28 protein-coding genes are annotated in these 24,185 nt (G+C 35.3%); 16 read left to right on the top strand and 12 right to left on the bottom strand.

Going from position 1 to position 24,185, the window contains the following annotated elements:
- Positions 1 to 45 precede the first annotated feature (45 nt).
- The 3 genes from MZO21_RS15090 to MZO21_RS06090 all read right to left on the bottom strand — a co-directional run bounded on the left by MZO21_RS15090 (position 46) and on the right by MZO21_RS06090 (position 945).
- On the bottom strand, positions 46 to 180 hold the full coding sequence (locus MZO21_RS15090; protein WP_282455579.1) for a hypothetical protein: 135 nt from the start codon (positions 178 to 180) through the stop codon (positions 46 to 48).
- 233 nt (positions 181 to 413) lie between these two features.
- Positions 414 to 710 (bottom strand): type II toxin-antitoxin system RelE family toxin, encoded by a 297-nt coding sequence (locus tag MZO21_RS06095; RefSeq protein WP_248103499.1) that lies wholly within the window; start codon positions 708 to 710, stop codon positions 414 to 416.
- Positions 700 to 945: a type II toxin-antitoxin system RelB/DinJ family antitoxin gene (locus MZO21_RS06090; RefSeq protein WP_248103496.1), complete on the bottom strand. Its 246-nt coding sequence runs from the start codon at positions 943 to 945 to the stop codon at positions 700 to 702. Before MZO21_RS06090 ends, MZO21_RS06095 begins: the two co-directional genes overlap by 11 nt.
- Positions 946 to 1,165: 220 nt before the next feature.
- On the opposite strand from MZO21_RS06090, the gene trmA reads away from it, so the two are divergent.
- From trmA to MZO21_RS06065, 5 genes are all read left to right on the top strand, one after another.
- The gene (gene trmA / locus MZO21_RS06085; protein ID WP_248103495.1) at positions 1,166 to 2,248 is read left to right on the top strand and encodes a tRNA (uridine(54)-C5)-methyltransferase TrmA; all 1,083 of its coding nucleotides are present in this window, start codon (positions 1,166 to 1,168) and stop codon (positions 2,246 to 2,248) included.
- A 241-nt stretch (positions 2,249 to 2,489) separates the two neighbouring features.
- Positions 2,490 to 2,714, top strand: a complete 225-nt coding sequence (locus MZO21_RS06080) for a hypothetical protein (RefSeq protein ID WP_154773066.1) — start codon at positions 2,490 to 2,492, stop codon at positions 2,712 to 2,714.
- A gap of 235 nt (positions 2,715 to 2,949) precedes the next feature.
- Positions 2,950 to 3,255, top strand: coding sequence for an IS630 transposase-related protein (locus tag MZO21_RS06075; RefSeq protein WP_087547287.1), 306 nt, complete (start codon positions 2,950 to 2,952; stop codon positions 3,253 to 3,255).
- Between the two features lie 47 nt (positions 3,256 to 3,302).
- Complete coding sequence (locus MZO21_RS06070) at positions 3,303 to 3,788, top strand: transposase (protein ID WP_227557093.1); 486 nt, start codon at positions 3,303 to 3,305, stop codon at positions 3,786 to 3,788.
- A gap of 683 nt (positions 3,789 to 4,471) precedes the next feature.
- Positions 4,472 to 5,017: a lecithin retinol acyltransferase family protein gene (locus MZO21_RS06065; RefSeq protein ID WP_154773068.1), complete on the top strand. Its 546-nt coding sequence runs from the start codon at positions 4,472 to 4,474 to the stop codon at positions 5,015 to 5,017.
- A 58-nt stretch (positions 5,018 to 5,075) separates the two neighbouring features.
- Here MZO21_RS06065 and MZO21_RS06060 read toward each other — a convergent pair whose 3' ends face one another.
- Positions 5,076 to 6,803, bottom strand: coding sequence for a glutamine--tRNA ligase/YqeY domain fusion protein (locus MZO21_RS06060; RefSeq protein WP_248103708.1), 1,728 nt, complete (start codon positions 6,801 to 6,803; stop codon positions 5,076 to 5,078).
- A 166-nt stretch (positions 6,804 to 6,969) separates the two neighbouring features.
- Here MZO21_RS06060 and MZO21_RS06055 point away from each other — a divergent pair, with 166 nt between their 5' ends.
- From MZO21_RS06055 to nfsB, 3 genes are all read left to right on the top strand, one after another.
- Positions 6,970 to 7,479, top strand: a complete 510-nt coding sequence (locus MZO21_RS06055) for a peptidylprolyl isomerase (RefSeq protein WP_154773070.1) — start codon at positions 6,970 to 6,972, stop codon at positions 7,477 to 7,479.
- A 114-nt stretch (positions 7,480 to 7,593) separates the two neighbouring features.
- Positions 7,594 to 8,310, top strand: coding sequence for a UDP-2,3-diacylglucosamine diphosphatase (locus MZO21_RS06050; RefSeq protein ID WP_248103706.1), 717 nt, complete (start codon positions 7,594 to 7,596; stop codon positions 8,308 to 8,310).
- A 213-nt stretch (positions 8,311 to 8,523) separates the two neighbouring features.
- A complete protein-coding gene (nfsB, locus tag MZO21_RS06045; protein ID WP_248103704.1) occupies positions 8,524 to 9,177 on the top strand; it encodes an oxygen-insensitive NAD(P)H nitroreductase in 654 nt (217 codons plus the stop codon).
- A gap of 93 nt (positions 9,178 to 9,270) precedes the next feature.
- Here the strand turns inward: nfsB and MZO21_RS06040 are convergent, their stop codons facing one another.
- From MZO21_RS06040 to MZO21_RS06025, 4 genes are all read right to left on the bottom strand, one after another.
- Complete coding sequence (locus tag MZO21_RS06040) at positions 9,271 to 10,122, bottom strand: DMT family transporter (RefSeq protein ID WP_248103702.1); 852 nt, start codon at positions 10,120 to 10,122, stop codon at positions 9,271 to 9,273.
- Between the two features lie 99 nt (positions 10,123 to 10,221).
- Positions 10,222 to 11,259, bottom strand: a complete 1,038-nt coding sequence (fba, locus tag MZO21_RS06035; protein WP_248103700.1) for a class II fructose-bisphosphate aldolase — start codon at positions 11,257 to 11,259, stop codon at positions 10,222 to 10,224.
- Positions 11,260 to 11,405: 146 nt separating this feature from the next.
- Positions 11,406 to 11,660, bottom strand: a complete 255-nt coding sequence (locus MZO21_RS06030) for a hypothetical protein (RefSeq protein ID WP_248103698.1) — start codon at positions 11,658 to 11,660, stop codon at positions 11,406 to 11,408.
- Between the two features lie 126 nt (positions 11,661 to 11,786).
- Positions 11,787 to 12,974: a phosphoglycerate kinase gene (locus MZO21_RS06025; RefSeq protein WP_248103695.1), complete on the bottom strand. Its 1,188-nt coding sequence runs from the start codon at positions 12,972 to 12,974 to the stop codon at positions 11,787 to 11,789.
- Positions 12,975 to 13,115: 141 nt separating this feature from the next.
- On the opposite strand from MZO21_RS06025, the gene MZO21_RS06020 reads away from it, so the two are divergent.
- The 5 genes from MZO21_RS06020 (at position 13,116) to MZO21_RS06000 (ending at position 18,080) form a co-directional block, all read left to right on the top strand.
- The gene (locus MZO21_RS06020; RefSeq protein ID WP_154773076.1) at positions 13,116 to 13,499 is read left to right on the top strand and encodes a DUF2237 family protein; all 384 of its coding nucleotides are present in this window, start codon (positions 13,116 to 13,118) and stop codon (positions 13,497 to 13,499) included.
- A complete protein-coding gene (locus tag MZO21_RS06015) occupies positions 13,499 to 14,092 on the top strand; it encodes a Maf family protein (RefSeq protein WP_248103691.1) in 594 nt (197 codons plus the stop codon). The genes MZO21_RS06020 and MZO21_RS06015 overlap by 1 nt, the downstream gene beginning before the upstream one ends.
- Before the next feature lie 422 nt (positions 14,093 to 14,514).
- On the top strand, positions 14,515 to 15,675 hold the full coding sequence (locus MZO21_RS06010; RefSeq protein WP_154773078.1) for a cupin domain-containing protein: 1,161 nt from the start codon (positions 14,515 to 14,517) through the stop codon (positions 15,673 to 15,675).
- Between the two features lie 163 nt (positions 15,676 to 15,838).
- Entirely contained in the window at positions 15,839 to 17,512 is a 1,674-nt protein-coding gene (locus MZO21_RS06005) for an FMN-binding glutamate synthase family protein (RefSeq protein WP_248103688.1), read from the top strand.
- A gap of 121 nt (positions 17,513 to 17,633) precedes the next feature.
- Positions 17,634 to 18,080 carry a VOC family protein gene (locus MZO21_RS06000; RefSeq protein WP_432613356.1) on the top strand — a complete coding sequence of 149 codons (447 nt, stop codon included), beginning with the start codon at positions 17,634 to 17,636 and terminating at the stop codon, positions 18,078 to 18,080.
- A 59-nt stretch (positions 18,081 to 18,139) separates the two neighbouring features.
- Here MZO21_RS06000 and MZO21_RS05995 read toward each other — a convergent pair whose 3' ends face one another.
- The 4 genes from MZO21_RS05995 to MZO21_RS05980 are packed head-to-tail and all read right to left on the bottom strand — an operon-like array spanning position 18,140 to position 21,874.
- Positions 18,140 to 19,183 carry an alpha/beta hydrolase gene (locus tag MZO21_RS05995; RefSeq protein ID WP_248103685.1) on the bottom strand — a complete coding sequence of 348 codons (1,044 nt, stop codon included), beginning with the start codon at positions 19,181 to 19,183 and terminating at the stop codon, positions 18,140 to 18,142.
- Positions 19,183 to 20,307 carry a YdcF family protein gene (locus MZO21_RS05990; protein WP_154773081.1) on the bottom strand — a complete coding sequence of 375 codons (1,125 nt, stop codon included), beginning with the start codon at positions 20,305 to 20,307 and terminating at the stop codon, positions 19,183 to 19,185. Before MZO21_RS05990 ends, MZO21_RS05995 begins: the two co-directional genes overlap by 1 nt.
- A 3-nt stretch (positions 20,308 to 20,310) precedes the next feature.
- Entirely contained in the window at positions 20,311 to 21,354 is a 1,044-nt protein-coding gene (gene murB / locus MZO21_RS05985) for a UDP-N-acetylmuramate dehydrogenase (RefSeq protein WP_154773082.1), read from the bottom strand.
- Between the two features lie 10 nt (positions 21,355 to 21,364).
- Complete coding sequence (locus tag MZO21_RS05980) at positions 21,365 to 21,874, bottom strand: low molecular weight protein-tyrosine-phosphatase (RefSeq protein WP_154773083.1); 510 nt, start codon at positions 21,872 to 21,874, stop codon at positions 21,365 to 21,367.
- A 574-nt stretch (positions 21,875 to 22,448) separates the two neighbouring features.
- Here MZO21_RS05980 and MZO21_RS05975 point away from each other — a divergent pair.
- The 3 genes from MZO21_RS05975 to MZO21_RS05965 all read left to right on the top strand — a co-directional run bounded on the left by MZO21_RS05975 (position 22,449) and on the right by MZO21_RS05965 (position 24,183).
- A complete protein-coding gene (locus MZO21_RS05975) occupies positions 22,449 to 22,661 on the top strand; it encodes a hypothetical protein (protein ID WP_228273455.1) in 213 nt (70 codons plus the stop codon).
- Positions 22,662 to 22,749: 88 nt separating this feature from the next.
- Positions 22,750 to 23,613, top strand: a complete 864-nt coding sequence (locus MZO21_RS05970) for an IS982 family transposase (protein WP_004679438.1) — start codon at positions 22,750 to 22,752, stop codon at positions 23,611 to 23,613.
- Positions 23,614 to 24,183: an OmpW/AlkL family protein gene (locus MZO21_RS05965; RefSeq protein WP_248103361.1), complete on the top strand. Its 570-nt coding sequence runs from the start codon at positions 23,614 to 23,616 to the stop codon at positions 24,181 to 24,183.
- The last annotated feature ends 2 nt before the right edge of the window (positions 24,184 to 24,185 follow it).

Genomic DNA, 24,185 nt, shown 5'->3' with positions numbered 1-24,185 from the left:
ACTTAATTGTTATGGGCTTTTTTATTACGTTTAAATTTTTTTAATTTAAGGTTTATATAATATTTCGTAGCCATTTCCCAATTCATACTGTAGTGCTTTTTTGATTTCATATCCTGTTTCAATGAATTCTTTCTCAGCTATTAATGTTTCAAATTTTGAATCAGGAGGATAATCATCCACATAAATAGATTGATATTGCTTATCTCAATCTTTAATTTTTTGTTTTAATTCCGCAGATATATTTAATTCGTCGTGATTTATAGGCTGAAAAATATTGTCTCTCTCAATCCAAATGGGATAACACATAAACTCGAGTGATAACTTAATGTATTTTTTCATCATATTATTAAAAATTCTAAAATTAATATAATTTAAGCTAGGTAAAACAAGAATGAGGACTTATAGCTCCATTCTTATTCTTCAATTCGTTTTTTTGCCTCAACATAAACCACATTATCTTCTCGTTTTCCAACTGTAACCAATAAAATAATGACCTGATCATCTCTAACCTGATAAACAAGACGAAAACCTGCTTTTAATAATTTAATCTTATAGCAACAACCTGCAAGATTACCTCTCAACAGACTCTTTGGAACATGTGGTTGTTTAATAATCTTAGCTAATTTTTTCTTAAACTGCTCACGAATTACACTTGGCAGCTTTTCCCATTCCGCTGTAAATTCCTTATGTCGTAAAAGTTTATAAGTCATCTAGAGAAATTTCCTCATACATTTCTTTAGAGTCATGAATACGTTTACGAACAACTGCCAATAACTCTATATCGTCTTCTGAAAGCAAAGCTTTTTGTACAGGTAGTTTCCCAGTTTCAGCAATATATTCAAGAATATTTGTAAAGAACTCTGTAGGTGCAATACCTTGTTCTTTTAAGACCGAATACGACTTTTCTTTAAGGGCTTCATCTACCCTAAAATTAACAGTAGCCATTACTCTTCTCACTTTATTAAACATATAAAAAAATTGTAACGCACAATGCATTACAATGCTAGTTTGTATGATCATTGTAAACTTAAAGGGAGCGAATTTAGGTCCTGCTCCAAATTTTTCACATACAGTTTTTTCGTAAAATTATCCAATTCCTTTAGTGTTCAAAGGCAAACTTTGTTACCATCCCTGTTTTGAATATGTTTGTGATTTTTACTGCATTATGACTTCATCTTATCAGCAACAACTTGAAGCAAAAGTTGAACGTATTTCAGCGCAATTTGCCGAATTTAATCCTCCCTCATTAGAAGTTTTTGCATCTCCTGAACAAAACTTCCGTATGCGTGCAGAATTCCGTATTTGGCATACAGATGATGACATGTTCTATGCGATGTTCGAGCGCGATGAAGACAACCAAAAAACAGTTGTTCGTATAGACGAGTTTCCAATTGCAGATAAAAGCATTAACGTTTTAATGCCAAAACTACTTGAAGCAATAAAAGCTGAACCTATTTTGTCGAAGCGTTTATTTGAAGTCGATTTTTTAGCAACACTCAGCGGTGAAATGCTTGTAACGCTTATTTATCACTGCAAACTTGAAGCAGAATGGGAAACCGCTGCAAAAGCATTATCAAAACAACTCAATATTAAAATTTTTGGTCGTAGCCGTGGTCAAAAAGTCATTCTAACTGATGACTATGTTGTAGAAGAACTTCAAGTTTTTGATCGTAAATTTGCTTATAAACAAATTGAAAGTAGCTTTACTCAACCCAATGCTCAAGTATGCCAAAAAATGCTTGAATGGGCGTGTAATGCTGCTGAAAAAACAGATAAAGATTTACTTGAACTTTACTGTGGTAACGGCAACTTTACCCTACCGCTTTCTTTAAAGTTTAACCGCGTACTTGCAACAGAACTTGCTAAATCTTCTGTATATGCAGCGCAGTGGAATATCGAAAAAAATACGATAGGCAATATTCAAGTAGCACGCTTGTCTGCTGAAGAATTTACCCAAGCTTATAATGGCGAGCGTGAATTTAGACGCTTAGAAGAAGCTGAAATTAATATTTCAAGCTATGACTTCAATACAGTATTTGTAGATCCACCACGTGCAGGTATCGATGATGATACTTTAAAGCTTATACAGCGCTTTGAACGTATTATTTATATCTCATGCAACCCAGATACGTTACATGACAATCTTGGACTATTAAGCCAAACTCACCGCATTACAAAATTTGCGTTGTTCGATCAGTTCCCATATACGCATCATGTTGAATCTGGTGTGCTACTTGAAAAGATTTAAACAACTTGTTTCATGAAATAAAATTATCATAAAGGAGGTGTAAATTACATCTCCTTTTTTTATGCTTCAAAATGAATGATTTATACTCTATTTTTAGTTATCTTTAGTTTAATTGTTGTTTTTCCATACCAAAATTACAAAAATATTTCATTCAAATGACTAAAGCATCACAGAAGAATACTTGCATTATTTTTTAATATGTCTATATTTCGAACTATGTTAGGTTGCGTATGAAGGCTCTATGAGTTTTTGGCAAAAGTTGTTCTCTAATGAACAACACAACGAACATAAGAACCAAATTTCTTGTGTTGAAAATGATTGCTCTTGTAAGACAAATGAACAGCTTATTGAAGCTTTAGCTAAAGCGACAGATGAAGATGTCATTATCGGTATTAAGAAAGTTTTAGCCTCTCGAGGTTATAGCCGCAAAGAGTTAAATGAACTTCAGCATTTACCACTGCAATAGTAGTGAAGAATCGCGAAGAAGGTATTTAGGTGTAAATCTAAATACCTTTTTTATTTGCTTTAACATCGTGTTTCATTTTATTTGGTCAATTTACAAACAATTACACCCTATGATTTAATGACAAAGATTAAAAAATAAACACAAAAAATTTAAGGATGATTATGAATAAATTTTTCTTATTAGGTATTGGGATTACACTATAGCCAAATCCTAAAAACTATAGAACAATAGAGATATGGGATATTCAAAAGATTTTAAAGACAAAGTCATAGAAATTATGATTCGAGATGAAATGTCTGTGCGAAAAGCAGCACAGCATTTTAACATCTGTATACAGACAATTCAGAACTGGAAAAAGTCCACTACAAACAAACCTATTCCTGGCCGTCCAGCTAAAATTAGCAGAGAGCAAATATTGAAGGATGTTGAACAATATCCTGATGATTATCAGTATGAGCGAGCTGAACGTTTAGGAGTAAGCACTCATGCGGTATTTAATGCGTTACATGCCGCAGGAATATCGCGTAAAAAAAGACGTTAAAGCATCCTAAAGCAGATCAAAATCAACGTCAGCAATTTCAAAATCTCATAGAGTGTTTAGAAGGGAAATTGCCTCTGATTTACATAGATGAAAGTGGTTTTCAAAGTGAAAGTACCAGAACTCATAGTTATAGCCTTCAAGGAACACGTGCTGAAGGTAAATTTAACTGGCAGTTGAAGAATTGCAGTAATGTGATCGGTGCAATCATTGAAAATAGATTGCTGACAGTTGGTGTGTTTAATTGTTCAGTGAACACAGAAGTATTTGAATGTTGGATTGAACAGGATTTATTACCTAAGTTGAAAGAAAGCAGTGTTTTGATTATGGACAATGCGACCTTTCACAAAGGGAAAAGACTTCAGGAGTTGGTACGTTGTGCGGGCCATTACATTGTGTGGCTTCCTAGATATAGTCCAGATTTAAATCCAATAGAAAATATGTGGTCGCGAGTCAAGGCGATTCGAAATAAGTTTAGAGTTAAAGATATTGATAAATTATTTAAAGATTACTGTAATGATTTATTTAGTATTTAGCTATAGCTTCATTAACTGCATGCAGTAAAATGCCGAGCGAATGCCAAGAGTCTTGGAACAAAATGGAAAAATTTGGTAAAAAATTAGGTGTTCCAAAAGAAGAACTTCAAAAACGTAAAAAGAATTTGAAGAAAATATTGAGCAAATGGATTCTAAAGAAGCGATAAAGCTTTGCTCTACTCAAAATTCAATTTTAGAAATGGCAAAATAATTAGTTTTAATGCTGACGGGCTAAAGTCATAAAAATTGATTTTCTGATTTGTAATGACAAAATACATGCTCTTTTCATTTGTCTCTACACATTGCCTATTTTAAAAAATTGAAATCTTGTTTAGTATTTTTCATATACAAGCCTATAGATTTATAATTTGAATGATACATGCCTGCATTCATTATAAAATTAAGCTTCGTAAAATTGCTTAGGCTATTTTTTAGAAAAATAGCATCAACATTTATTTACGTAATGTGTACTCTCTAAATTCCAAACTCTACTCAGCTTGTACAACACCAGAGAAAGTCGCTAGAATTACGCTTATACATTATTGTGAAATCTATTTTTTATTGTGGTTTTTTGCATTTGTTTCATTATGTTTTCATCAGCCTTTGAACTATCGTAATCCGAAATCAAACACTGTAAAATATTGTATTAAAATACACTTGTAACTTTATTGGTAAATACGTCAATGCAACAGCAGAAAAAACGATTTCCATTAGGGTCTCATCTCATTGTTACCCACTTTGGCTATACCCATCATGGTATTTACGCTGGTCGTGGGCGTGTCATCCATTACTCTGGCTTTGCTCACATTTTTAAAAAGCACCCTATTGAAATTACTTCAATGGAAAAATTCAGCTTTGGCAAACCTGTAAAAGTTCAAAAATACGATCAACCGAAATATTCAGGTCGTAAAGTTGTGCGCCGTATGCGAAGTCGTATGCACGAAAATAATTACCATCTTATTATTAATAACTGTGAACATTTGTGCACATGGGCAATTACAGGCGTTGAAAGCAGCCCTCAAGTCATTAAGATGATGAACAGATTGACCACCATTGGTTATGTAAGCTCTGTCATGAGCTATATGAACAGTATGATGCTTACAGTGACAACAACGTGCTTTGCAATCGTTCTATACATTAAGAAGAAACTCCGTGAAAAAGCCAAAGCTCAGAAAGCACAGCTTGTTGCCTATTTTCAGCTCAATGAGCAAGATCACAAAAACCACTAATATGTAAATTACACTCAATAAAAAACCGCCTTGAAGGCGGTTTTTTATTTGAACTGAACTATTTTGCAGGTTTAAAACTATCTTTTAAATCTAAGATGCGGTTAAACACAGGCTTTTCAGTTGTATGATCATGTTGATCTGCCACAAAGTAACCTTCACGTTCAAATTGGAAACGATCTTCTGGTTTAGCTTGTGCCAAAGCAGGCTCAATAACAGCTTGAACTACTTTTAAAGATTCAGGATTCAAGTTATCAAGGAAGTCTTCACCCACTTCAGGATCAGATTCTGTAAATAAACGATCGTAAATACGAACTTCTGCAGGAATACCTTTAGTCGCTGAAACCCAATGCACAACACCTTTCACCTTACGACCTTCAGGGTTTTTACCTAAAGTTTCAGGGTCAATTGAACATTTAAGTTCTACAATTTCACCATTTTCATCTTTAATTACTTCATCGCACTTAATCACATAAGCATGGCGCAGACGAACTTCACCATCTGTTGTTAAGCGTTTAAAGCCTTTTGGTGGCACTTCTTCAAAGTCTTTACGATCAATGTAAATTTCAGATGTTAAAGGAATTACACGTTCGCCCATATCTACGTTTGGATGACGTGAATGAATTAAATCCATTGCTTCTGGCAAATTGGTTAAAGTCACTTTAAGTGGATTTAACACAGCCATACCGCGAGCAGCCGTATTTTCTAAAGATTGACGAATACAGTATTCAAGCATTGCAACATCAACAATACTGCCATCAACTTTCGTTACACCAACGCGCTTACAGAAATCACGCAAGCCTTCTGGCGTGAAACCACGACGACGCATACCAACTACTGTAGGCATACGTGGATCATCCCAACCATTAACAAAACCGCCATCTACTAAACGACGTAACTTACGTTTAGAGGTAATGGTGTAATCAACATTTAAACGGCTAGATTCGTACTGACGTGGAACCGATGGAGATTGAACTTTTTCAACAATCCAATCATAGAATGGACGATGATCTACAAACTCTAATGTACAAAGTGAGTGCGTAATGCCTTCAATTGCATCTGATAAAGGATGCGCATAGTCGTACATTGGGTACATTTTCCACTTATCACCTGTTTGGTGATGTTCAGAATGCAGAACGCGGTACAAAATTGGGTCACGCATATGAATGTTAGGCGCTGACATGTCGATTTTAGCACGTAAAACCGCTTGCCCTTCGCCCAACTCACCATTACGCATTTGTTCAAAACGCGCTAAGTTTTCTTCAACAGTTGCATCACGTTGCGGAGAGTTTTTACCCACTTCTTGGAAGTTACCACGGTTTAAGCGAATTTCTTCAGGCGACTGTAAATCTACATATGCATCGCCTTGCTTAATCAGTTGAACTGCCCATGTATAAAGCTGGTCGAAGTAGCTCGATGCATAACGCGGTGCGCCATTCCATTCAAAGCCTAACCATTTCACATCGTTTGCGATACCATCAACATATTCTTGTTCTTCGGCATCTGGGTTTGTATCATCAAAACGAAGATTACATGAACCATCAAATTCTTGTGCAATACCAAAGTTTAAGCAAATTGCTTTCACGTGACCAATATGCAAGTAACCATTTGGTTCTGGCGGGAAACGTGTTACAACTTGTTGTGTACGGCCAGCTTCTAAATCGTCTGTAATGACTTGACGTACAAAGTCCAAGCCTGGCTGTTGTTCTTGCTGCACAGCTTCGACAGAGGCATTGTTACTTGGTGTCGGATTGTTCGGCAGAGATGAAACAACATCATTTGGCTTCATAGTAGTAAAATCACTTTTAAAATAAAAATTTGGATAATTAAAACGCTTTTCTGTATTTTTAACAAAGAAAATAACGTTTTTACTTGCCTTGTAGTTTACAGTTTGCTTATGCTTCTCACAACCAAAAAACCCATGGCTTTCGTGTCCATGTAAAGGAGATTACACAATGAGTTTTCCTCAAGTTGAATTAAACACCAATAAAGGCCGTATTGTTCTTGAGCTTAACGCAGAAAAAGCACCTATCACAGTTGCTAACTTTTTAGAATATGTTCGTGACGGTTTCTATGATGGCGTAATTTTCCACCGTGTAATTGATGGTTTCATGATCCAAGGCGGCGGCATGGATGAAAACTTCAAAGAAAAAGCAACACGTGATGCAATCGAAAACGAAGCAGACAACGGCTTAACAAACGATTTGGGCACAATTGCAATGGCGCGTACACAAGCTCCTCATTCTGCATCTGCTCAATTCTTCATTAACGTTGGCAACAACGCATTCCTTAACCATTCAGGCAAAACAGCTCAAGGTTGGGGTTATGCAGTATTTGGTAAAGTAACTGAAGGTCTAGACGTTGTAAATGCAATTAAAGGCGTTCGTACTGGCAACCGTGGTTACCACGCTGACGTTCCTTTAGAAAACGTTGTAATTGAATCTGCTAAAATCATTTCTGAATAATTTAGAATCCTCCCTAACCCTCCTTTAATAAAGGAGGGAATTTCCACTCGCGTTACGTGGTTTTCTCCTCCCTTTTGAAAAGGGAGGTCGGGAGGGATTAAAAGGAAAAGATTCGTGACCTATTTGTTTATCTCAGATTTACATTTGTCACCCGATCACCCTCTACTTGTTAGAGGGTTTTTGGACTTGTTAAAAGAATACCAAAATAAAAAAACGCATCTTTATATTCTTGGAGATTGGTTTAACTCATGGATTGGCGATGATTACAGCGCACCATGGTTAGATGAAATTGTTTTAGCCTTACAACAATTTAGCACTGCAGGAAATGAAGTCTACTTCCAATTTGGAAATAGAGATTTTGCTTTAGGTCAAAAGTTTTTAAATCAATTTAATGGTCATTTATTAAAAGATGTCGATTATTTAGAAATTTCCCATGTAAAAATTCGTTTAGAACATGGCGACTTACTTTGCACAGATGATGTTTCTTATCAAAAATTTCGTAAAGTGATTCGCAATCCATTAATTCTAGGACTTCTCAAAAGTACACCTTTGCGCTTTAGACAAAAATTAGCAAATGGTTTTCGTAAAAAAAGTGCCGAAACAAAGCAAACCAAGTCTTATGACATTATGGATGTAAATCAACATGCTGTAGATGATGCTTTAGCGCATGTAGATATGTTAATTCATGGTCATACACACCGCCCCAAAATTCATAATGTGAATGGTAAAAAGCGTATTGTTTTAGGTGATTGGCGCGAACATGAAGCTCAAATATTAGAAATTGATGAAAACAATATAAAAGATTTTCAGCTTAAAACTTGGAATTATTAACTTATTATTTAGATGAAAATTACTTTTTCATAATTACAATATTGTCACGCTGACAATAAACAACAGAAAAATATGTGCAACTCTAAAATGTATGCAATATTTTATAACTAAAACAATTAAATACTTATAAAATCACCTTTAATAGATCAACAATTACCTTTAACATTAAAAAATATATACTAAATTAATCAGCAATTTTCTTGGAGCTAAACGATGGACTTGTTAAACGTTTCAAAAACTCGATATACCACCAAAGCATACGATTCAAGTAAAAAAATTCCGCAAGAACAATTTGAACGTTTACTTGAAATTTTACGTTTAGCCCCATCTTCTATTAATATTCAACCTTGGCATTATTTTATTGCAGACAACATCGCTGCAAAAGAACGTATAGCAAAGGCACTTGTTGGAAAATATGCGTATAACGCACCAAAAGTACTAGAATCTTCACACACTATTTTATTCTGTACCAAAGCAGATATTACAGAAGAACACCTAAGCAACTTATTAAATCGTGATGATTTAAGTGGTCGCTTTAAAGATGATGCTGCAAAACAAGCTCAAAATAATGCTCGTACTGGTTATGTAGATTATTACCGCAATGAAAGAGGTGACGTTCAACGCTGGGCAGAAAATCAAACCTTTATTGCACTTGGGCAAATGCTACTTGCAGCAGGCATTGAAAATCTAGATGCCACACCTATTGGCGGATTCGATGAACAAATTATTTCAGAAGAATTAGGATTGGCAGAAAAAGGACTCATCCCTTCTGTAATTATGACTTTGGGCTTTCGTAGTGAACAAGATTTCAATGCAAAATTACCAAAATCACGTTTAACCGCAGAAGAAATTTTCACAAAACTTTAAGTACATTCAAAAATAGGGACTCAACGTCCCTATTTTTTTCTATAAATATTGATAGATTTTTATATTAAATTTTTCTATATAACATCATAAACTTTAAAGCATTGAATAAGCCAAACAAGCAACACTTATAATTGCTAAAACTAAACCAATCACTGAAGCTGTTTTTAATCTTTCTTTAAAGAAAACTAAACCGCTTAAAACACCAAATACAACAACTAATATATTCATGCCTGCGAAAACCACAGCTGGACTATCTTTTAACAATATATGAGCTTTTACATACAGTGCAATATTGGCGAAATTTAATAAACCAAGGACAGCGCCCGCGCCTATATTTTTAAGCTGACCAATATTGTTATATTTAATATAAATAAAACTTAAAGATAAAATAAATGCACAAATAAACATTAGGTTCAAAGCAACTGAAAACTGCAAACCTAAACCCGTTGTATATTTTAATAATACATCTATTAAGGCATAACCTACCCAAACCAAAGCCAAATACACAATGCCTTGATTGCTACCACCACCTTTCGATTTATTTGATAATAAAATGAGTAATACAGCGAATATTCCTAAAATTATTCCTGCAATTTTTAAGTCATTAAATTGCTCATTAAATATAACGTATGCAGCTAATAGCGATAAAACTACAGATAAACGTTGAGCAATTTCAGTTTTTAGAATACCTGCTGTTTGTAAAGACTTAGACAAAAATAGGAACACACTTGGTAAAAGCACACCCAAAGCAATAATAAGTAACCACGGCGTATGTATAATCGAAATATGTTGTAAATCTGGCTTAAACCATACAAAGCATAAAATACTCGCAATTGCATAATTCCAAGTAATCATTTGAATAGGTTCAAATCCCCTATTTTTCATCATTTTTAGAAAAATTGAGACGAAAACGCTACATAAGGCAGCAGCAAGTATTAATTCCATATATTCATCTACTTATGTTTTTGTTTATAGAATTCTTTTTGTTAAATAAAAGCCCACTAATTGTGGGCTTTTATTTTTTATAAACGATTACTTTCGCAATTATTTATAACGATCAACCATTTTCTCTAAAGAAATTGGACGAATCTTGTCGGCATTGCCCGCAGTACCAAACGCTTCATAACGTGCGATACAAATATCTTTCATTGCATCAACAGTTGCAGAGAAGAATTTACGTGGGTCAAATTCGCTTGGTTTTTCAGCCATCATACGGCGCATAGCACCTGTAGATGCTAAACGTAAATCTGTATCGATGTTGATTTTACGAACACCGTGTTTGATTGCATCAACCAATTGCTCAACAGGAACACCATAAGTTTCTTTGATGTCGCCGCCAAATTCATTGATTACAGCTAACCATTCTTGAGGAACAGAGCTTGAACCGTGCATTACAAGATGCGTATTTGGTAACGCAGCATGAATTTCTTTAATACGGTCAATTGCTAAGATATCGCCTGTAGGTGGACGAGTGAACTTGTAAGCACCATGTGAAGTACCAACAGCAATCGCCAAAGCATCTACATTTGTATCTGCAACAAAGCTACGTGCTTCTTCAACAGAAGTAAGAAGTTGAGAATGATCAAGAACGCCTTCAGCGCCTACGCCATCTTCTTCACCAGCCATACCAGTTTCAAGGCTACCTAAGCAACCAATTTCACCTTCAACTGAAACACCACAAGCATGCGCCATTTGAACCGTACGACGTGTAACGTCTACGTTATATTCATAAGATGTTGGTGTTTTACCATCTGCACCCAAAGAACCATCCATCATTACAGATGAGAAGCCCAATTGGATAGAACGCTGACATACATCAGGGTCTGTACCATGATCTTGGTGCATAACCACTGGAATATGCGGCCATTCTTCAATTGCAGCCAAAATTAGGTGACGTAAAAATGGTGCGCCTGCATACTTACGAGCGCCCGCAGATGCTTGTACGATAACAGGTGAATTAGTTGCATCAGCAGCTAACATAATTGCACGCATTTGTTCTAAGTTGTTTACGTTAAATGCTGGTACGCCGTAAGCATGTTCGCCGGCGTGATCCAAGAGCTGGCGCAATGAAATAAGAGCCATAATATCCTCCCAGGTAATGTCTCATATTCTACATTGGGATCTGTTTCAATTCAGCAACAATTCGTATCTTTTAAAAAAAAAGTCCTCATATCTTGAGGACTTTTACAAAAATAACGCTAAGTTAAGCTTTTTAGCCCAATTTAACCTTAGTTTTCTTCATGAGCTGTTGCAGCATCGGCAGGTGCATTTGCAATTTCAGCAGGTACATCTGTATTTTTTTCATCTAATACAGGTTTATCAATTGCATCAATTTCTGCTTGTTGTTCTGGTGTTACTTGAGCCGAATCTTCTACCACAGCAGATGCATCAGTTTCAGTTGCTGGTGCTTGTTCTGGTTTTGAACATGCAGTTAAAGTTAAAGATGTTGCCAATAATGCAGCCAATGCTAATTGTTGTTTCATTTCATGTACCTTTCGAATGATTTAATTCATTGAAGGCATAATATGACAGTGATGTTTCAGTTTTATGACGATTTCATAAACAAAAAAGGTTGACCGAAGCCAACCTTTTTCACTTTAAGCGAACGATTAAGCGCGTTCTAAAAGTGCTGCTACAGCAGGAAGTGTTTTACCTTCTACAAATTCAAGGAATGCACCACCACCTGTAGAGATATAACCAATTTTGTCTGCAACTTCATATTTATCAATTGCAGCTAAAGTATCGCCACCACCAGCAATAGAGAAACCTGCTGATTCTGCAATTGCAAGAGAAAGTGCTTTTGTACCTTCGCCAAATTGATCAACTTCAAATACGCCTACTGGACCATTCCAAAGAATTGTTTTTGAGTTTTTAATAATTTCTGCAAAAGCTTTTGCTGTTTCAGGACCAACATCAAGAATCATGTCGTTATCTGCAACATCTTCAACTTTTTTCACAACTGCATTTGCCGCAGCCAATGAACCTAAGAAATCAGCAAAATCAATTTCAGATGCATCTGCAACAACAACGTCTGTAGGAAGTGGTACAGATACTTTTGCAGCAATTGCTTTAGCTGTGTCAATTAAGTCATTTTCGCAAAGTGATTTACCCACATTAAAGCCAGCAGCAGCTAAGAATGTATTCGCAATACCACCACCAACAATAATTTGATCACAAATATCTGAAAGTGAAGTTAAAACATCTAACTTAGTTGAAACTTTAGAACCTGCAACAATAGCAACCATTGGCTTTTCAGGTGTTTTAAGTGCGCGACCTAAAGCATCTAATTCTGCTGCAAGTAAAGGACCTGCTGCTGCAACTTTGGCAAAACGTGCTACGCCTTCAGTTGAAGCTTCTGCACGATGTGCTGTACCAAATGCATCCATTACATATACATCGCAAAGTGCTGCATATTTTTGTGCAAGTTCAGGATTGTTTTTCTTTTCACCTACGTTAAAACGGCAGTTCTCAAGTAGAACAACTTGACCCGCTTCAACTTCTACGCCATCTAGGTAATCTGTGAAAAGTTTAACTTCTTGACCAAGTGCTTCTGTTAAATAAGCCGCTACAGGTGCAAGAGATTGTTCAGCTTTTGGCTCACCTTCAACAGGACGACCAAGGTGAGAATAAACCATTACTGCTGCGCCTTTCGCTACGGCAGCTTTAATTGTTGGTAGTGCTGCGCGTAAACGTGCATCACTTGTAATCACACCATTTTTAACAGGTACGTTTAAATCTTCACGAATTAAAACACGCTTGCCTGCTAAATCAAGGTCAGTCATACGCTGAAAGTTCATGTATAGCTCACTGTATAGATATTAAATTCGCCAAGATTTTAAATGATTATGCAAAAAAATGCTCCGCTTCTTTTGCATAATTGATGTAGAAATCTTAACTTTTGATTATGATAGTGCTAGGTCACTACTAAATACGTACTTATGTCTATTCATCCAGACCCAAATATCAACCGTTTAAACGTACTTGGCGAACCACTTTCGAGTTGTTGCTTCGATCCTATTACAGGTTATTTCCGTAATGGTTTTTGTCATACAGCCACCACAGACTTAGGACAACACACCGTTTGTGCGCAAATGACATCTGAATTTTTAAATTATTCTCAAAAAGTAGGGAACGATTTAATTACTCCTTTTCCTGAAGCTGGTTTTCCAGGCTTAAAACCGGGTGACTTTTGGTGTATTTGTGTGACTCGTTGGGTCGATGCCTACCAAGATGGTTACGCACCTCCTATTAAAATTCAAGCATGCCACCAAGCGGCGCTATCTTATGTTCCGCTTGATGTTCTTATGGATTACGCAGTGTAATGAACAATATGCAACTTATTTTGGCGTCTAGCAGCCAAACTCGTAAAGAATTGATGGATCGTTTACGCATTGACTATCAATCTATTGTTCCCGATATTGACGAATCTCCACGTGGTGAAAACCATGCCGATGATTTAGCCAAACGACTTGCTTTTGAAAAGGCAAAATTTATTTCAGATCAACATCCAAATGCAATTGTGATTGGATCGGATCAGGTTGCTTGGCGTGAAGGCGCTCCCGATATTTTTATGGGTAAACCTTTAAGCAATGAAAAAGCAATTAAACAACTTCAAGCAAACTCGGACAAAATTGTTTATTTCAGTACTGCTTTAAGTGTTCAACATAAAGCTTCTGGGTTTGAAAGAACGTTGGTTGAGCATTACAAAGTGAAATTCCGCAAGCTGAATTTAGAAGAAATTGAGCGCTATGTTGAAGTTGAACAACCTTTGCATTGTGCAGGAAGTTTTAAATGTGAAAGCCTTGGTATTAGCCTTTTTGAAGAAATGATTGGACAAGACCAAACCACTTTAATGGGCATGCCTATGATTAAGCTATGTGGCATTTTAAGAGAGTTAAAAATTTTAGTACCTTAATCTAAGCTTTAAAAAACCGAGTTCAATGACTCGGTTTTTTAATGAATGTCCGTTGATCATCAAATTACAATCAATCTAATTCCCTTTTTAGCTCAAATCATTACAGCTGATTGTAATTAATTTTTCTACACAAATTCGTGGAACATTACTTAAAAATTAAGCATTGAACATAAAAAATTACTTTAAAAGCTCGAATACAACCAATCGAGCTTCTAGCACAAACATAAAATACTGAAATTTATAAAAAATAAAAATTTCGAACTCAAAAGTAGAAAGATTCAATTTCCTAAAAAACAGCCATATTTAGTTGTGTGTGCATTTATATCAATCTTTAAAAATAAAATACAAGCATTTAGACCTATTAACTTGCACCAAATCTTATCTCAAGGGACAATAAGTAAAATTTATTTGTAGTTATTGCAATGTCACAAGCTTTAGACGTATTAGGCGGAATTACCGCTGAACAATTCCTTGCCGAATATTGGCAAAAAAAACCACTCCTTGTTCGTAATGCAATGCCTGAAATTGCAAACATCTTAGAACCTAACGATGTAATGGAACTTGCGCTAGACGAAAATATTACTGCTCGTCTTATTAAGCAAAAAGACCGTGACCCAAACCAATGGTCAGTGAAATCTTCACCTTTATTAAAAGCCGATTTCCAAAAAATGCCAAAGCTTTGGACTTTATTGGTTCAAGCAGTAGATCACTATTCATTTGACCTTGCAGAACTTTGGAAGAAATTTTCATTTATTCCACAATGGCGCCGTGACGACATTATGGTGTCTTATGCACCTAAAGGCGGCTCTGTTGGTAAACATTTCGACTTCTACGATGTGTTCTTAGTTCAAGGTTATGGACACCGTCGTTGGCAGCTTGGGCAAATGTGCGATGCTGAAACAGACTTTGTTGCAGGACAACCGCTTAAATTATTAGCCGACATGGATATTCATTTTGATGAAGTTCTCGCACCAGGCGATTTACTTTATGTTCCACCAGGTTTATCGCACTATGGCGTAGCTGAAGATGATTGCCTCACCTTCTCCTTTGGCTTCCGTATGCCAAATGTCAGCGATATGATGGATCGCGTAGGCGACAAATTCTCTGAAAATGAAGTTCTGCGTAATCCACTTGTTGATATTATTCGTGATCAAATGAGCGCTGTTGGCGAAGTTACGAATAACGAGTTGGAATATTTGAAAGAAAAAATTATGGAGCAACTTCAAAACTCAAATGTACTTGAAGATGCAATCATGACGTTAATGTCTGAGCCTAAATATCCTGAAAATATTCCTGAAGCAGAAGAAATTGGTTCAGGCGACTTAGAAGAAGCACTCGAAGAAGGTTATAAACTTTGCTTAGAGCCATCATCTCGCTTACTTTATACAGAGCAAGATGGTGACGTTCTATTCTGGGCAAATGGTGAAGGTATCTGCATTTCAGATGTATTTACACCTATTTTAAAACAATTGGCAGATGGTCAAATTATTAATCTTGATGAAAAGCTTTACGATGCAGAGATTCTAGAAGACATCGCACAACTGCTCAATGAGTCGATATTAATATTGGTTCCTGTCGAATAAAAGCACAATCAGGTCTGATGTCTTTTACGTATTAGACCTGATTAATTCATCAAATTTCAACCAGATAACTTATTACATCTATCTGCAAATAGACAAATCAACACTTGAAAATTATTTCTAAAAGTTGCAGTGTTAGCACATATTTAATTTTTTGGGTTAAAAAGTGTCCAGCATATCTCAAAGCGTAAGACATAAATTTTTAAATACATTTTTTTCAAGATACTCTGTTTGGTTTCTTAGCATTATTATTGCTGTTTCCCTCACATGGTTAAGAGTTTTCTCTGAAGTTCACTATTTACATTATTTCCTTTCAGATACCGTTATTAATAGCATTTGGTTAACAACTCTTGCGCTTAGTATTTTAGGTATTTATGACATCTTACAAAAACGTCATGCAATTTTAAAAAATTACCCAATTATGGGGCATTTCCGTTATTTATTTGAAGATTTTCGTCCAGAAATTCGTCAATATTTCATTGAATCAGATCAAGATGCTTTGCCGTTTTCACGCATGCAACGTAGCTTAGTTTATCAGCGTTCAAAAAATGAAAATGCAGATAAACCTTTTGGTTCAATCATCAATGTATATCAGCAAGATTACCGCTTTATCATGCATTCGATGTCGCCTTGCAAACCTGCTGATCCATCTACTTTCCGCATTAATATTGGTAATGAGCAATGTTCGCAGCCTTATAGCTCATCTATTATGAACATTTCTGCAATGAGTTTTGGTAGCTTAAGTGCCAATGCTATTCGTGCATTAAACAAAGGCGCAAAGCTTGGTAATTTCTATCACGATACAGGTGAAGGTAGTATTAGCCCTTATCACTTAGAAAATGATGGCGATATTGTTTGGGAACTAGGCAGTGGTTATTTTGGTTGCCGAACTTTAGATGGTCAGTTCTCACCTGAAATGTTTGCCAAACAAGCACAATTACCACAAGTAAAAATGATTGAGATTAAACTTTCTCAAGGTGCAAAACCAGGTCATGGTGGTATTTTACCTAAAGACAAAATTTCAGAAGAAATTGCTCAAATTCGCGGTATTAGCCGTGATCGTGATTGTATTTCTCCTTCAACACATTCGGCATTTTCTAATCCAATTGAATTGATGCAATTTATTCAGCAATTACGTGAATTATCAAATGGTAAACCAGTCGGCTTTAAGCTGTGTATTGGTCAACCTTGGCAATTCATGGCAATTGTAAAAGCCATGCTTGAAACCAAAATCATGCCTGACTTTATTGTGGTAGATGGCTCTGAAGGTGGTACAGGTGCAGCGCCTATCGAACTTATTGATAATATGGGTGTTCCATTACGTGAAGGTTTACGTATTGTGCACAACACCTTAGTTGGCGCAGGTTTAAGAAAGCATATTAAAGTTGGTGCAAGTGGTAAGCTTATTAGTGCCTTCGACATTGCAAGTACTCTTGCAATTGGTGCCGATTGGGTGAACTCAGCACGTGGATTTATGTTTGCTGTTGGATGTATTCAGGCTCAAAGTTGTCATACCAACCAATGTCCTGTTGGTGTTGCAACACAAGATAAAGAACGCCAAAAAGCAATTCATGTTCCAACCAAAGCAGAACGTGTTCATAATTTCCACAAAAACACCATGCATGCTTTAGCCGAATTACTAGCTTCAGCAGGTTTAGAGCACCCTTCTGACATCAAAGCGCATCATTTAGCACAACGTGTCAATGACCGTGAAATCAACAACTATGCACAACTTCATTTTTGGTTAAAAGAAGGTGAACTTCTCAATTGCGACCAAAATATGGATTCAGATAATTTCTATTATCGTATGTGGAAAGTTGCAGATGTGAATAAGTTTTAAAACTAAACGATTAAAATTAAAGAGGCTTCGGCCTCTTTTTTATTATGTTGTATTAAGTAACGATATAACTTTCACTCTTAGTTATCGCCTAATATCTAACTTAATCAAAATTATTTCTTGATTGGGGAGATATAAGTTGAATCGAATAAATCTAATCTGTTTGGGCGTAAAAGATATTAAAGCCTCTTTGGATTTTTATAAAAATATTGGTTTTAAAACCTATCAAACTCAAGCAAATCCTACAATAGTATTCTTTGATAATCAGGGTTCGAAGCTTGAACTCTACCCAATAGAGCAACTCGCTAAAGATATCAATGCTGAAAATCCACCTTTTATAAATCAAGGGTTTAGCGGTATTACTTTTGCTTGCAACACAAAATCAGAAAATGAAGTCGATGTCATTTTACATAGAGTTGAAATGCACGGTGGAAGCATCATTAAACCTGCTCAAAAAGTTTTTTGGGGTGGTTATAGCGGGTATTTCCAAGACTTAGATGGTTATTATTGGGAAGTCGCATACTCAGCAGATTGGAAATTTGATGATCATAATATGTTAATTATTGAGTAATTATTCAAAACATAAAAAAGCTCAAGCATTTTCAACTTGAGCTTTTTTAGGGAATTTATTTAATAATAAACTTTGCTTTGCTGGGCATGTAAAAATGCAGGAATTAAGCCTGTTAATGCAGCACGAATATCCGCACGTTCATTAATTAACTGATGCGAACCTTCTTCAAGCATCAGCGTCGTTTGTAATCTAAACTTCTTACGAATGAAATCAACATTGTATTTCCAATCGACTGTTTGATCTTGAGCACCTTGCGCCAACCAAACAGGAATACGACAAGACGGTCTTTGCTCCATTTCATGCATCCATTTTGACATGGCCAAAATCCAATCCATCCCCATCATTTTAGGTTGTAGTGGATCTTTTAAACGAATAAATCTTAAAAACTCAGGATTATGATTATTTCGACGGAAATGACGTGGCACTTGTTTTTTTATACGACGAATAATGCCTAAACCTACTGCATTGTGCCACCAAGCAGATTTTGCGGGTCGAACTAAAGGTGAAAGTAACAAAACACGATCGACATAAGGATTTACACGACGCTCTGCAAACTCAAGTAAATGATGCATTAAAATTGCACCACCTGTACTTTGTCCAATGCCTAGCCACGGTTTTGGTAATTGATCTGCTGTTTTTACATATTGATAAACTGCATGCAAAACGTCTTGATAATGGTCGAAATCTTTAATATTTGCAGGTGAACCATCACTCAAACCATGACCAGGCAAGTCAAATGTAATGACACTAAAACCCTGTTCAAGTAATTCTTTAATAATTGGCTGATAAATTCCGCTATGTTCCAAATAGCCATGTAGTAAAAATACAGTGCCTTGAATAGCTTTAAATTGTGAATTGTCTAAATTTGGCTGAAAAACCTGCACATGTAATTTAAAAAAAGGCATAGATACATAGCCTTGCCAATGTTCACAATCTAATAAATGAAAACCATATAATTTTCGATATGCTTGTAATTCTGAATTTGGCGAAAATTTACGATTTAAGTTTAAAGCTTCAAGTTGCAGTGGCGTTTTTTCTCTACTTGGTACAGGTAAATCTAATAATTTTAATTGGTTAGGATTCAAAAATGGAATATCAGGCATTATGGAATCTCTCTACAATCACTTGATCCCAAGAAAACATCTCGAATAGATGCAAGCATTTCATAATTTGCTCTACGGCTATGATCATAATTTTTAGCACTAGGACGCCAGTTTGTAAGTTGTGTCGGCATTGGAGCTTCTACTGGAATCGTTTCAATTCCATTTAAAGCAAATAAACGACGTGTACGTGGCATGTGATATTCATCTGTCACTAAAATCACTGTTGGCGCACCGCCTTTTTTTTGTAATAGCAAAGAGCTAAACCGTGTATTTTCACAAGTATTCATACTTCTATCTTCTAATAATTTTGCATCAACACCACGTTCTTTAAGCCATGCTTGCATATAAGGTGCTTCTACACCGCTTAAAACAATTGGAAGTTGATATTGTTTTTCTATTTCTAAAGTTTTTTCTAATCTTAATTTGGTGTAATTATTTACTACAATAGTCTTCGAATCTTTGTCTAAAGTCAAACCACCACCTAAAACAACGATGGCATAAGGTTTCATTTTTTGCACATTACTTGGAGTACTGCCTTGATCCTGAATTTGTTGAACATCTTCTAGCGTTTGTAAGTTAATTTCTTCTTTTATAGGCTCGACAATTTCATGCTTGAGCAAAAATTCTGTGTATTTTTCCATGGCTGCTTTATTTTCAGAATTATTTAATTCAAGTAATTCACGAACCGCTTGTGTTGATTCTGCTTGAGCTTCAGAGCTTGATGTTACATCTAACAAAGGAATTGAAGACTTCGCAGGTTCATCTTTTTCTTGCTCTTCTTGTTCATTAATAATAGAGATTTGTAAAATCTTATACCGAGCTTGAATCGTACTTAAATCAGATTCTGAACCTTTTTTCAGTTCAGTTTCCATCACTTTTAAATAAGCTTGTCGCGCAATCCAAAGCTCAGAACCTGGCTCCAAAGTATCATTTTCACTTAAAGATGCCATTTTTTGACTTTCGGCAGCCAATTCATTGACTTCAACAGGTACAAAAGTATTTAAAGCTTTAACCACTAATTTTGAATAATATGGAGAATAAACAAAAAGCATCAGGCAGCCTAAAAGTACAAATAACAAAGAAGCTATTTGTACTAATTTCACCATTAAATGCTTTTTAGCCATTTATTATCCTGTAATTACATTGTGTTTAATAATCAAGCCTTCTTCATTATATAAAACAGGCTCAGGTTCTAAAGATACACCAAATTTAGCATAAACATCTTGTTGTACCGCTTTATAAGTCGATTGAACGTCTTTTAAATTCGCATCCGCATAATTAACCAAAACTAATGCTTGCTTATGGAACATGCCAACTGTACCTAGCTTTTTGCCTTTCCATCCTGCTTGATCGATTAACCAACCTGCTGCAATTTTCACTTGATTATTCGGCTGCGGATAATGAGGAATATTTGGAAAGTTTTCTGCCAATTTTAAATAAACAGATTCATCTATAACAGGATTTTTAAAGAAACTTCCTACATTTGGATATTCTTTCGGATCTGGCAATTTTGCTTGGCGAATTTGAATCACTTGCGTTTGTAAATTTAAGGCTGTTCTATCTTCACCAACCGCAGTGTTTAAATCGCCATAATGTAGTTTTAAATCTTCGTGTTTTAAAAGTTTAAAAGTTACTGAAATAATCACATAACGATTTGGGTCATCTTTAAAAATACTATGACGATATGAAAATTTGCAATCCGATACAGGAATTGAAACAAACGCTTTTGAATAACGGTCATAAACTTGCACAGAATCTATAAATTCACTAGCTTCCACGCCATAAGCACCAATATTTTGTACAGGTGATGCACCTACTAAACCAGGAATGAGTGCTAAATTTTGCAAGCCAAATAAATTTTGAGATGTCGTCCATAGCACAAAATCGTGCCAAACTTGTCCTGCACCAACACGAATTGTTTTAGATTTTTCATCTTCAGAAATATCTTCTATACCTTGAATATTCATATGAATAACAAGTGCATGAATTTCTTTAGGCAGAAGCATATTGCTACCACCAGATAAAATCATCACATTCAATTTTTGCTCTTCTGCATAAGCCAATGCATCAACCAACTCTTGTTGTGATTGAACCTCAATGTAGTGCGATGTAATTACATCCAAACTTAACGTATTAAAAGGTTTCAGTTGAATTTGTGTTTGAATATTCATATTGTGAAACCTATACCGCTAATTTATTTTTAAAAACTTCAACCCAAGCACGACTGCTTGACTCGCATTGATCTAACACACGTTCAAATCCATTTTCACCACCATAATATGGATCTGGTAATGCTTGTTGTTTATATACTTCATCATGCTCACTCATTAAAGCAAGCTGTGCACGAAGTTTAGTTTTTCCAAACACACTAAAAGCTTTCTGTTGAAGAGTTTGAATATTATCTAAATTTTCATGATCCATAGCTAAAATTAAATCAAAATCGATAAAATCTTGTATGTTCAGTTGTCTTGCTCTTAAGGATGATAAATCATAACCACGTTTTAACGCATGCTTTTGGCTACGTTCATCAGGCGATTTATTTGGATGATAATTGCTTGTCCCCGCAGAATCGATCACGATATTAAGCTGTTGTTGATCGCAAAATTGTCTAAGAACAACTTCCGCCGTAGGAGATCGACAGATATTTCCCAAACAAACACATAACACCTTGTATGGCGTTTTGGACGACATAACAACCTCATCAATATTTATTTTTAACTGCCTTATGTTAAGTGATTTAAAGCTTTAATCCTATATAGAATTTCTATAATAATGTTGAATTTAGTATTAATTTCAATGTTGAATCCATTGTATTTTCCTAAATTGAAATTTTGATTAGTGATTAAGCCGAACCGATTACCCCTTTAATATCTTACTAATTGATCGCAGTAAAAAAGCGAATATTTGGTTCAAAATCGCATTATTGATTATCTTTTTTAAATGATTTTTATCACAATAAATATATTAGAAATACTTAATAGATTCTTATTCTTATTTATAGTTTACAAAAGTACAAAATAACTGATTAAACAATAACCGAATAATTACTCTAAAATAATAATGTTAAAATTCAATATATTGATTGAATACACACCATCATCTAATTATATATAATTGTTTTATAAATTTTTTTATTTTTAATATTTTTAGTGAAACACTCATAACTATGTAATTTTTATTAACCAATCGTTCCATTTATAAATTAAATCCATACACTTCACAGTACTTTCAAAACTACTTTACTACTTCTATTAAGGGAATATATATGAAGCCATCTTTTAAAACGATTCTCCCAATTGCACTTTTAGGTTTAACTGCTGTTACAGCAACGCATGCTGAAACTTCAGATGGTAAAACATTTGGTGTATCTGCTGGTTGGTTACACGTAATGCCACAAAGCTCGGAACAAGGTGTTAACAATCAGCTTGGTAACAATTGGAATATGACAGATAATGCAGGCTTTAAAGTAAAAACCTGAGTTCGATATAAAAAAAGAGTAGAAAAAAAGCCCTGTTTTTGTAACATATTGGTTCTCAAGACAAAATGTTATAAAACAAGGCTTCTCAATGGATCATATTACCGAATTATTTTGTATTTTGGATGATTTCTGCAAAAAATTTAATGAATCTTTAGAGAAAGCTTTAATTTCTAATCAAAAAACCAGGTTGAAAAAGTCAGCTTTAAGCTTGTCTGAAGCAATGACCATTGTCATTTTATTTCATCAATCCGGTTTTAGATTCTTCAAATATTTTTATTGCCAAATGATCGTTCCATTCTGGAAATCTGCTTTTCCTAAACTGCTTAGCTACAACCGATTTATTGAAATCATGCCCCGTTGTTTGCAAGCTCTGAGTAGTTTCTTCCATCAGGTGAAAGGAAAAGATACGGGAATCAGTATCATTGACTCCACTAAATTGGTAGTTTGCCATAATCTTCGGATTAAAAGGCATCGTGTATTTAAAGGCTTGGCCGGTCGTGGAAAAAGTAGCACGGGTTGGTTTTATGGTTTTAAATTACATCTCGTTATCAATAATTTAGGTGAAATTATTAATCTCAAGCTGACATCGGGAAATGTTCATGATGTTGCTATATTAGAATCTTTAACTCAAGAATTAAAAGGGATCCTACTCGGAGACAAAGGCTATTTGAGCAAAGCAAAAGCCGAAGCTTTAGCAGCAAGAGGACTGAAAATATTGACCCCATCACGTCGGAATATGAAAAATAAACCCATCCAAACTGAAGAAGAAAAACAATTACTTTGCAGAAGAGGATTGATCGAAACAGTGAATGATCAATTAAAAAATTTACATCAACTTGAACATTCACGTCATCGTTCGGTAAATAACTTCATGGTGAATATCATGGCTGCTGTAGTGGCTTATTGTTTGAACCCCAATAAGCCAACTTTCCAAAATATGCTAAAAGGTTAAGTGGATTTCATCGAACTCAGGTTAAAAGACGCAGATACTGCTGGTTTAGCTTTTGATTACTTTGTAAATGACAATGTTTCATTAGAAATGGTTTTAGGTGCACCACCTAAAATGAAATTATCTGGTGTTGGACGAGTAAACCTAATCGGTAATCTTGGCGTTGAATTAGGTGACTATGACAACATTGCTACTACTCGTGCATACACACCTACTGTCTTAGCAAAATACCAATTTGGCACGATTAACAGCAAGATCCGTCCTTACCTTGGTGGTGGTTTGATGTATGCACACTTCAGCGACATTAAAACCGATCCAAACATTGCTCTACCACTGGGTGCAAAAATTGGCAATGTCTCTGTAGATGATGCTATTGCGCCTGTAGTAGTTGCTGGTATTGATTACAATATCAACAAAGAATGGTTTGCTACAGCATCTGTTTCATATGCCCATCTTTCTACTGATGCAACATTAACAATTAATTCTTCTACTGGCAGCAAACTCGTTACAGGTAAAAGTGAAATAGAAATCAATCCAATCATAACTTACGTTGGTCTTGGTTACCGCTTCTAATC

The sequence above is a fragment of the Acinetobacter portensis genome, assembly GCF_023158935.1.
In the GTDB taxonomy this organism is placed as follows: Bacteria; Pseudomonadota; Gammaproteobacteria; order Pseudomonadales; family Moraxellaceae; genus Acinetobacter; species Acinetobacter faecalis.
The sequence above is the reverse complement of the archived record's forward strand: the minus strand, read 5'-3'. Positions and strand labels throughout refer to the sequence as shown.

What these genes read in the sequence shown, in the direction of transcription:
- MZO21_RS06095 (WP_248103499.1), bottom strand. Translation starts at nt 710, where the DNA reads ATGACTTATAAACTTTTACGACATAAGGAATTTACAGCGGAATGGGAA.
- MZO21_RS06090 (WP_248103496.1), bottom strand. Translation starts at nt 945, where the DNA reads ATGGCTACTGTTAATTTTAGGGTAGATGAAGCCCTTAAAGAAAAGTCG.
- trmA (WP_248103495.1), top strand. Translation starts at nt 1,166, where the DNA reads ATGACTTCATCTTATCAGCAACAACTTGAAGCAAAAGTTGAACGTATT.
- MZO21_RS06080 (WP_154773066.1), top strand. Translation starts at nt 2,490, where the DNA reads ATGAGTTTTTGGCAAAAGTTGTTCTCTAATGAACAACACAACGAACAT.
- MZO21_RS06075 (WP_087547287.1), top strand. Translation starts at nt 2,950, where the DNA reads ATGGGATATTCAAAAGATTTTAAAGACAAAGTCATAGAAATTATGATT.
- MZO21_RS06065 (WP_154773068.1), top strand. Translation starts at nt 4,472, where the DNA reads ATGCAACAGCAGAAAAAACGATTTCCATTAGGGTCTCATCTCATTGTT.
- MZO21_RS06060 (WP_248103708.1), bottom strand. Translation starts at nt 6,803, where the DNA reads ATGAAGCCAAATGATGTTGTTTCATCTCTGCCGAACAATCCGACACCA.
- MZO21_RS06055 (WP_154773070.1), top strand. Translation starts at nt 6,970, where the DNA reads ATGAGTTTTCCTCAAGTTGAATTAAACACCAATAAAGGCCGTATTGTT.
- nfsB (WP_248103704.1), top strand. Translation starts at nt 8,524, where the DNA reads ATGGACTTGTTAAACGTTTCAAAAACTCGATATACCACCAAAGCATAC.
- MZO21_RS06040 (WP_248103702.1), bottom strand. Translation starts at nt 10,122, where the DNA reads ATGGAATTAATACTTGCTGCTGCCTTATGTAGCGTTTTCGTCTCAATT.
- fba (WP_248103700.1), bottom strand. Translation starts at nt 11,259, where the DNA reads ATGGCTCTTATTTCATTGCGCCAGCTCTTGGATCACGCCGGCGAACAT.
- MZO21_RS06030 (WP_248103698.1), bottom strand. Translation starts at nt 11,660, where the DNA reads ATGAAACAACAATTAGCATTGGCTGCATTATTGGCAACATCTTTAACT.
- MZO21_RS06025 (WP_248103695.1), bottom strand. Translation starts at nt 12,974, where the DNA reads ATGAACTTTCAGCGTATGACTGACCTTGATTTAGCAGGCAAGCGTGTT.
- MZO21_RS06020 (WP_154773076.1), top strand. Translation starts at nt 13,116, where the DNA reads ATGTCTATTCATCCAGACCCAAATATCAACCGTTTAAACGTACTTGGC.
- MZO21_RS06015 (WP_248103691.1), top strand. Translation starts at nt 13,499, where the DNA reads ATGAACAATATGCAACTTATTTTGGCGTCTAGCAGCCAAACTCGTAAA.
- MZO21_RS06010 (WP_154773078.1), top strand. Translation starts at nt 14,515, where the DNA reads ATGTCACAAGCTTTAGACGTATTAGGCGGAATTACCGCTGAACAATTC.
- MZO21_RS05995 (WP_248103685.1), bottom strand. Translation starts at nt 19,183, where the DNA reads ATGCCTGATATTCCATTTTTGAATCCTAACCAATTAAAATTATTAGAT.
- MZO21_RS05990 (WP_154773081.1), bottom strand. Translation starts at nt 20,307, where the DNA reads ATGGCTAAAAAGCATTTAATGGTGAAATTAGTACAAATAGCTTCTTTG.
- murB (WP_154773082.1), bottom strand. Translation starts at nt 21,354, where the DNA reads ATGAATATTCAAACACAAATTCAACTGAAACCTTTTAATACGTTAAGT.
- MZO21_RS05980 (WP_154773083.1), bottom strand. Translation starts at nt 21,874, where the DNA reads ATGTCGTCCAAAACGCCATACAAGGTGTTATGTGTTTGTTTGGGAAAT.
- MZO21_RS05975 (WP_228273455.1), top strand. Translation starts at nt 22,449, where the DNA reads ATGAAGCCATCTTTTAAAACGATTCTCCCAATTGCACTTTTAGGTTTA.
- MZO21_RS05970 (WP_004679438.1), top strand. Translation starts at nt 22,750, where the DNA reads ATGGATCATATTACCGAATTATTTTGTATTTTGGATGATTTCTGCAAA.